Genomic DNA, 8,190 nt, shown 5'->3' with positions numbered 1-8,190 from the left:
ATCCCCATGTAATTTTCCTCCTGTCTCCTGTCTCCTGTCTCCTGTCTCCTTCTTCAAGTCCAATTCCCCCGGATTTGATATCATTTCAGTTATCAATACCTTCTTCCTACTACTATAAAAGCTTTGCAATTTTATAGTTCAGGACTTACCCATGAGGCACGAAAAACAGGGATTTGAGATTGCTTTCCTATGGGTTGCAATGACGAAAAGACCTTGTACTTTGTAAGTCCTATAGTTTTTGGCAAACTCCATATCTCAAAATGAATGAGGTTTTACTTTGACACATAGTATTTTGACAAATTTATGAAAATATGATACCAGGTACTAAAAAAATCAGGAGATACTATGTTATATTATCATTTTCTTTGTGGGTTTAATACCCCACCGTCAACGGGGGTGTTCAAAATTACTTGGGGGAGCGAATCCCCATGTAATTTTCCTCCTGTCTCCTGTCTCCTGTCTCCTGTCTCCTTCTTCAACACGACTTACGCATGAGCTACGAAAAACTAGGATTTGAGATTGCTATCCGTTCCTGACTGCTGCGCAAACCCTGTCGGTCGCTGCGGACGAAAATACGTTGTACTGCATAAGTCCTAATTATGTCCGGTCCGAGAGCGTGATCAAAAAACTTTCTCCTTCTTCTACTGTTCTTCCTCTTCCTTATTCCATCTCCTGTCTCCTGTCTCCTGTCTCCTGACTCCTTCTTCCATCTCCTGACTCCTCCGTCGTTTATTTATAAATATTCTACCGAACATGATATTAGATACAGCACCACTTGCTAACTACTTAGGTTTATTCGGATTAATATGCTATATCCTCACTTTACTACCAACAATTTTGAGAATTGTTTTTCCCGCAACCAAAAAAACAGAACTTCCTAAATTTTTATTGAAATATCGTCGTCAAATAGGTGTAATTGCTTTTTTATTTGCTCTTGGTCATGGAGTTTTGCTACTTAGCAAAAGAAACTTTGATGTTTTTGATTCCCAAACATATTCGATATATGGAACAGGAATAGTGACTTTAATTATTTTCACACTCCTAACAATCACTTCTAATGATTGGAGCATCAAAAAAATGAAGAAAAATTGGAAGAAATTACATCAATTGACATATTTTGCCATGTTTATTTTAGTCTGGCACGTCATATATACAATGTGGGGTCATTGGAGTCATATCACCCCATTAGGAGTAATCGGAATTACTGGCACCACAATTTTATTTATTGCTAGAAAACTGATAGAGCGCAATAAAAAATCATAGCAGGGAACAGGGAATAGGGAACAGGGAACAGGGGGGAAAACATTTCCCTGTTTGAGATTCATCATCAGCATAAGTTCTAAGCAACTTGTTATTTGCTATAGCAAAAATAAAAGCCAAAAATTAGAGTGACCAAAAGTCAAAATTAATCATCAACTTTTCCCAATTAAGAAATCTCACAATTAAAATCTATGCTAACCCCACAACAGTTCCGTCAATATGCCACAATAATAGCAGCAACTACTGTGACAAATCTTGGTGGGTTATGGTTGTGGCGATCGCTTTCAACATCAACTACAAACTTGACTCAGGAACCAGAAAAAATAACTCTACCCTCCCTTACTCTTTCCGGACACAAAGGATGGGTATATGCAGTTGCTATCAGTCCAGATGGCAAAACTATGGCCAGCAGCGGTTATGATGGTACAATTAAAATTTGGAACTTCAGCAATGGTCAGTTGCTGAATACCATAGATGCTCACAAAGATGCGATCGAATCTCTTGCCATTAGTTCAGATGGAAAAGTCCTCGCCAGTGGTAGTTGGGATAACCGTATCAAACTTTGGCATCTTGCCAATGGCAAACTCATTCAAACTCTCGAAGGTCATACCGATGATGTGAAAGCTATAGCTATTAGCGTTGATGGTCAGACTCTTGCTAGCGGAAGTTATGATGGCACAATCAAAATTTGGAACCTTAAAACTGGATCTGTTGAGAGGAATTTTAAACATTCCAGCTCCATCAAATCTTTAGCTTTTAGTCCAGATGGAGAAATGCTTGCTAGTGGGAGTAAAAATGGTCAAATCAAAACTTGGCAAGTGAATACAGGTAAACAACTCCACTCATTAGCAGCACATAAAAACACAGTTTGGGCGATCGCTTTTAGTCCCGATGGCAAAATCCTTGCTAGTGGGAGTCAAGACCAAAAAGTTAAGTTATGGCAGGTAGAAACTGGTCAACTTCTATGCACTCTAGACGGACATGACAAAGCAGTTTTATCTGTTGCTTTTAGTCCTGATAGTCAGACTCTTGCTAGTAGTAGTTACGACAGAAAAATTCATCTGTGGAACGTAGATACAGAAGAAATACTAGAAACATTTAAAGGTCATGCTAAACCTGTTTGGTCTGTAAATTTTAGCCCTGATGGACAAACTCTTGCCAGTGGGGGTGCCGATAGCACAATTAAACTTTGGTCTATGTCTGCTTTGAGTAATAAACAGTTACAGAATACAACTGCCTCATCTGCTGTGGTAGAAGTTGTTGCCTCAGAGATTACTAATAGAGCTAAGTTAGAAGAGTTAAATCAAAAATTGTATGACAAAATTGACCAAAGTTGGGAAAAAACACCAGTATGGTACGAAGATTTAGTTTTTTGCATAACAGTTAATGTTGATGGAGCGATCGCCAAATTAGAAACTATGAATGAACCTGCTAATAAGTATGCAGAGCAAACGCCTTTACCCAAGTTATTCAATACTGCTAAATCTGAAATTACCGAGCAGAAGTCTGTTGCTTTATTCCGAGTAGTGATGACTCCAACAGGTGTACTTGAAGTTAGTCCTTGGTCTGGTTGGTTATAGATGAGCAGTTTTTTGAACTTTATTTGAAATTATTGAGGAACTAGAAACTTTTCTGGACACAAAGACGTTGTGTTCTTCAAAATATGAAAGAAGAAATTAAAAAGTGGTAGTGGTGTACAAGTAGTGATCTTCTTAAAAAAATTAAGTGGGCAAGCAAATACTATTCCTCTAAAACGATTGAATTAGATATATTTTCTCTTGCCAGATGAGATGTTGCCTACCTTGACAATAAATCACTACATCTACAGGACTACCTAAAAAGTTAACTAACTATCATTAGACATCTGGTAAAAATCCAAAATCAAATCAATTCTCACACTAGATATATCAATTATTTCCCATCCTGGGAGGGGAAGACAGGAGACAACCCACCCCCAACCCCTCCCAGGAGGGGAGAAATGGGAATTTAGAAGAGGTAGGAGCGGGCGTTTTGTCCCTTGATTTTTCTGCCATAATCGTCCCAAAATACTAGCATGCATGAGCTTTTTGAGCTGAAAACAGGCGCACTTTTTTATACTAAAAAATGCTACAACCAATATCAGTCAATGCTTTGATATTTATTCAGCAAGCCTAATTAGTGATGAAAAAACTTTCTCCTTCTCCTGTTCTTTCTTCATTCTCTCCTCTCTCCTGACTCCTGACTCCTGACTCCTGACTCCTCCGTCGTTTATTGATAACTTTTCAACCTGAAATAATATTACCCATGGTGAGTATGGATTAATTTACCTTCATCGGGAATAGAGATTTGTAACTTAGTCTTTTTCCGGTTAACTTGTGCTTTTACCCAACCTTCACTAACCATTACCTCCAAACATTGAATCGCTTGATCCATTGCTAAAGGAATATGCTCTGGTGGAACATTGACACTAAAAGCTTCCTTCAATAGCTTAACAATCAGATCCATTTCTGAAGCACGGTTAAGAACACGGAAAATCACCCCGTAAATTCCTGTAATAGGTAGTTGATGTTCCCCTCTGAGGTAACACTTCACTTGAGCAATATGACCTTGAACATAGAGAGGTAGATATTCTTCTTTTGCACCTTTTAAATCAAGTTGAAAGACATTGTAGCCACTAATTTCCCAAGCAGATTTTTTCTTAGCAAAGCGTTGTAAGACGTGCTTCATCGAAGCGAGGTCGAATCCACCAATAGCAGTTTCTTGTAGATTATCGTTGGTAAAACCACCTTGAGCTAACCAGCGAAAAGCTTCTTCTGGACTTAAACGTAATCCTGCATCTTTAGCAATCTCTTTACAGTGCTTTTGTAAATCAGTAAACTGACCATTAGCTGCATACCAATAGTCAGCAAAACGAATATGTTGTTGAATGCGTCTTCGTTGGTTATCCTCGTAATGGGTTTTTAGCCAAGTAGGATTACTTTTACCTCGTTCCAATTCTAAAATTGTGTATGCTGCTTCCCTTGCACTCACATGAGTTAAAGTCATTCCCGCAGCAAGAATAGGGTCTGCAAATCCTGCCGCTTCTCCAGCCATAAACCAGTTTTCTCCTACCATTCGCTGAGAAAGGAAAGACCAGTCTTTTGTAGTTTCAATGTTACCTCTGCTAGTAGCATTAGCGATCAGTTCACCAATTCGAGGTTCACTCTGGAGTGCTTCTTGATAGATTTCCTCTGGTCGTTTTTTCAGTTTTTTGTAATGTTCCGCCGGACAAATAAATCCAATACTGGTACGAGTTGGTCCGAGGGGAATAAACCAAATCCAGCCATGAGCAAGACTCATCACCTGAACCCGAGTCCCTCCCACACCTATTGTGTCAGCCCACTCTGCGTTAGTCCAGTAATCCCAGATGGCAATATTTTGTAGTTTTGTGGGAATATCACTTTTGATACCTAAAGCACGTCTTAAGACTCCAATATGTCCAGAAGCATCAATATAATAACGAGCTGTGATTTCTTGCCCATTATTCAAACGTAGAACATTAATTCGATCGCCTTCAACATCTACTTTTGCTACAGCAGTTTCTTCTTGCACTTGGCAACCCAATTGTTCTGCGTGACGCAGGAGAATATCATCATAAATAGCACGGTCAACCTGAAAAGCAGTAAGGATACGTTGTCCTCGATATTGAGCAGGACGGGGTTCATTTTTAAATTCAGAGGGAGAGACAAAATCAAAATCCCAAAGTTCTGAACTTTTACCCCAACGATAGGTTGCACCAATTTTAATGGGGAAATTAGCAGCTTCTACTTTATCCCAACAACCCATTTCCACCAGAATATCGCTAATAGCTGGCAGTTGACTCTCTCCGACATGATCGCGGGGAAATTTTTCTTTTTCAAGAATTAAGACTCGCAGGTTAGGATTATATTTTCTTAAAAAAGTACCAGCAGTGCTACCCGCAGGACCTCCGCCAACAATGGCTACATCGTAATGGTTTTCTTGCAGTTGGGTATTCATCTTTATAAAATAGGGCTATAAATAATCTAATTAAATCAGAGAACCAGAGTTTTGCCCCTGGTTGTCTATCTCTGAATTACTTTTGTTGGAGACAGTTATATTATTCTCCCTTGAGTTTACGCTTGAGACGTGATAGCCAGCCAAAAGTACCCATAGCTAGGAAACCTAAAATACCTGTTGGTTCTGGAGTTGATTGAATATCGTCATCGAAGTTAGTGATTGTCAATGTATAAGAAGTAGGTAAATCGTTAGCACCAGCAACTATATCATCAATGTTAGTTGTAAAATTAGCATTCCAACCAGATACGACTAAAGTATAGTCGCCAGCTAAGAGGGTTCCATCTACTCCTGGTGTTGTGTCTGGTGCGGCTAAAGGATCGGCATCACCAAAGGAAAGTTCAGAATCGAAAAGAGGACCGCCATCGTCATCTTCTGCTACTTTGAAACCATTTGCGTCATAGAGTCCAATATCAGTATCATCATTGTTAAGTGTGTTAGTTGCAATATTCAACCAATCATTGATATTGTCAATATCGTCGTCAAGGGTGAAGTTGAAAAAGTCTAAATTGCCACTACCAGCATCAGCACCTGCTTGAACAAGTGATGTTCCATCATTGGAAAGGGAACCCAGATTGAAAACCGCAGCTTTTGCAGGTACTTCTAATGCTGCTAAACCAAACACAACGCCAGAAGTAGCAACTGCAAATTTTGTGAAAGTATTGATATTATTGTTAGTCATTGATTTCTTGGGAATATTTATTGCCTACAACATTAACTTAACTTCCCCCCCCAAATTCCTACAACCCTCTTATGCTCTACTTTACAGAATCTTTAATTATTCCGATGGTGTTTTTAGTAGTTAAAATTAGTGGAATTAATTACTAGATCAAGCTTTGAGGTGTATAGCTATGCTAAGAATGATTATAAAGTTTTGATAAAGATAGATCGTATAGTGGCACCAGAAACTACATTTGGGAGTAATATAGAAGATATGCGGAAATGTCTATTCCATCACATTAACTGCAGAATGAGATTGAACACTTTCCAAAAAAGCATCTACATCTTCATCCCTAGTATTAAAAGCAGTTACAACTCTAATTATAGGGAAAGTTGCCTCCTGCCAAACATAAAACTGAAAACCATCCGCTCTCAAACCAGTAACCACAGACTCAGGAATTTCTACAAAAATTTCATTTGCCTCCACTGGATGACATAACCTGACCAAAGGAAACTTGACCAAACCTTGCGCTAATTTTGTAGCCATCTGATTAGCATTGCTAGCATTTTTCAACCATAAATCATCAGTAATATAAGCTTCTAACTGAGCTGACAAATATCGCATTTTTGAGAATAAGTGACCACTGCGTTTGCGACGGTAGCCAAATGTTTTTGCTAATTCTTGATTAAAAAAGACTACTGCCTCCGCTGCCATCGCTCCATTTTTAGTGGCTCCAAAACACAATACATCCACCCCTGCTCGCCAAGTTATATCTGCTGGCGCACAACCCAAACTAACAACAGCATTAGCAAAACGCGCTCCATCCATATGTAGATACAGATTGCGATCGTGAGTTAATTTTGCTATTTCAGCTATATCTTCTGGTAAATAAACTGTTCCTGCTTCCGTTGCTTGAGTAATACTAACTGCTGCTGGTTGAACATGATGCACTATACCAATACCAGCTTTTTCTAATGCTGTAGCTAAGTCAGAAGGATTAATTTGAGCATCTGTACCACCAAGCGTCACCAATTTCGCACCACCCGTATAAAATTCTGGAGCACCACATTCATCTACATTAATATGAGATTCAGCATGACAATAAATAGCTCCATAAGGAGGAGCGATCGCTGATAAAGCAAGAGCATTAGCAGCGGAACCCGTAGCAACAGGGAAAATTATCACAGGAGCTTCAAATAATTTTGATAATTTAGCTTCTAAGCGTTGAGTATATTCATCTGCACCATAAGGCATTGCAGACCCTTCATTAGCAGCTATCACAGCAGCCATAATTTCTGGACATACCTCAGTCACATTATCACTACAAAAGTTCATATTTCCCATATTGTTAACTTGATTTTGCTAAAGGACTAAAAAAATTGGCGTTGCTAAATAAATGTATGATTTCACAGGAGTCAGGAGTCGTCGGAGCAGATGGCCATATAGCCTGACGGCATGGACTTCGCAATTGCGCCCCTACATGATATCAGTAGGTACAAAGGAGTTTTTCAGTGACTAAGATAGTGGAACTTACACCCTCGTAGAGTCTATATTTACCTGAATAACGCAGCACCAAATATTAATTACTGTTTATCAATAGACATCTCCGGAAACTAAGTTTTTGTCCAGGTATGACAAGGGTCTGAGATTAATTATCGGAGAGGTATAATGGTTATTATTAATTATATATAGTAAAAATTACACACAAAAAAAAACTTTTCATATAAAATTATAGCTAATTCAATTTGTTATCAAATCTTGACACAACTAAGAAAAAACATCTTCTTAGTATATTGATAATTAGAAAAAAGAATGATACTATACAAAATAGTTAAGAAATAAACCTCAACTATTACTAGCTTTCAAAATTTGGAGGTAAGTAAAATAATCTACAATCAAAACAGCACTCAAAAAATATCAAATAACCTGAATATATTTATTAGTTTTATTTATCTTTGAGCGGGAAAAAGCTGATATAAAAGATCAAGATACAAATTAGTCCAAAAATATATTCAATAGAAACAAAAATAGGCAAAAGTAAAAATTATTTATCAAAATAATTGGGTCTAAAACCCCGCCTTGATTAGCGAAATATTTTTGGAGGGTTGCTCACACATCCCTGTAACAAAAATAACTTCTAATATCATGTCCGTTGGTATGGTTTGTGTAAAAGTTAGCGTGGATATCTACAGGAAATTTAAGTTTTTTTCTTGCTC

At 38.1% G+C, this 8,190-nt stretch carries 6 protein-coding genes; 2 read left to right on the top strand and 4 right to left on the bottom strand.

Going from position 1 to position 8,190, the window contains the following annotated elements; genetic code table 11:
• Window positions 1–356 precede the first annotated feature (356 nt).
• Entirely contained in the window at window positions 357–479 is a 123-nt protein-coding gene (locus tag D5R40_RS41535; protein ID WP_275670435.1) for a hypothetical protein, read from the bottom strand.
• Window positions 480–753: 274 nt separating this feature from the next.
• Here D5R40_RS41535 and D5R40_RS28025 point away from each other — a divergent pair, with 274 nt between their 5' ends.
• Together D5R40_RS28025 and D5R40_RS28020 are read left to right on the top strand one after the other, a co-directional pair.
• On the top strand, window positions 754–1,263 hold the full coding sequence (locus tag D5R40_RS28025) for a ferric reductase-like transmembrane domain-containing protein (RefSeq protein WP_124147632.1): 510 nt from the start codon (window positions 754–756) through the stop codon (window positions 1,261–1,263).
• A gap of 188 nt (window positions 1,264–1,451) precedes the next feature.
• Window positions 1,452–2,840 carry a WD40 repeat domain-containing protein gene (locus D5R40_RS28020; protein ID WP_124147631.1) on the top strand — a complete coding sequence of 463 codons (1,389 nt, stop codon included), beginning with the start codon at window positions 1,452–1,454 and terminating at the stop codon, window positions 2,838–2,840.
• Window positions 2,841–3,537: 697 nt separating this feature from the next.
• Here D5R40_RS28020 and D5R40_RS28015 read toward each other — a convergent pair.
• The 3 genes from D5R40_RS28015 to D5R40_RS28005 form a co-directional block, all read right to left on the bottom strand.
• Window positions 3,538–5,256, bottom strand: a complete 1,719-nt coding sequence (locus tag D5R40_RS28015; protein WP_124155528.1) for an NAD(P)/FAD-dependent oxidoreductase — start codon at window positions 5,254–5,256, stop codon at window positions 3,538–3,540.
• A 100-nt stretch (window positions 5,257–5,356) separates the two neighbouring features.
• Window positions 5,357–5,995 carry a PEP-CTERM sorting domain-containing protein gene (locus D5R40_RS28010; protein ID WP_124155527.1) on the bottom strand — a complete coding sequence of 213 codons (639 nt, stop codon included), beginning with the start codon at window positions 5,993–5,995 and terminating at the stop codon, window positions 5,357–5,359.
• A 264-nt stretch (window positions 5,996–6,259) separates the two neighbouring features.
• Complete coding sequence (locus D5R40_RS28005; protein ID WP_124155526.1) at window positions 6,260–7,309, bottom strand: threonine aldolase family protein; 1,050 nt, start codon at window positions 7,307–7,309, stop codon at window positions 6,260–6,262.
• Window positions 7,310–8,190: the final 881 nt, after the last annotated feature.

It is taken from the genome of Okeania hirsuta, assembly GCF_003838195.1.
In the GTDB taxonomy this organism is placed as follows: domain Bacteria; phylum Cyanobacteriota; class Cyanobacteriia; order Cyanobacteriales; family Microcoleaceae; genus Okeania; species Okeania hirsuta.
The sequence above is the reverse complement of the archived record's forward strand: the minus strand, read 5'-3'. Positions and strand labels throughout refer to the sequence as shown.

Coding starts and splice junctions, on each gene's coding strand:
- D5R40_RS28010 (WP_124155527.1), bottom strand. CDS start 5,995: ATGACTAACAATAATATCAATACTTTCACAAAATTTGCAGTTGCTACT.
- D5R40_RS28005 (WP_124155526.1), bottom strand. CDS start 7,309: ATGAACTTTTGTAGTGATAATGTGACTGAGGTATGTCCAGAAATTATG.
- D5R40_RS28025 (WP_124147632.1), top strand. CDS start 754: ATGATATTAGATACAGCACCACTTGCTAACTACTTAGGTTTATTCGGA.
- D5R40_RS28020 (WP_124147631.1), top strand. CDS start 1,452: ATGCTAACCCCACAACAGTTCCGTCAATATGCCACAATAATAGCAGCA.
- D5R40_RS28015 (WP_124155528.1), bottom strand. CDS start 5,256: ATGAATACCCAACTGCAAGAAAACCATTACGATGTAGCCATTGTTGGC.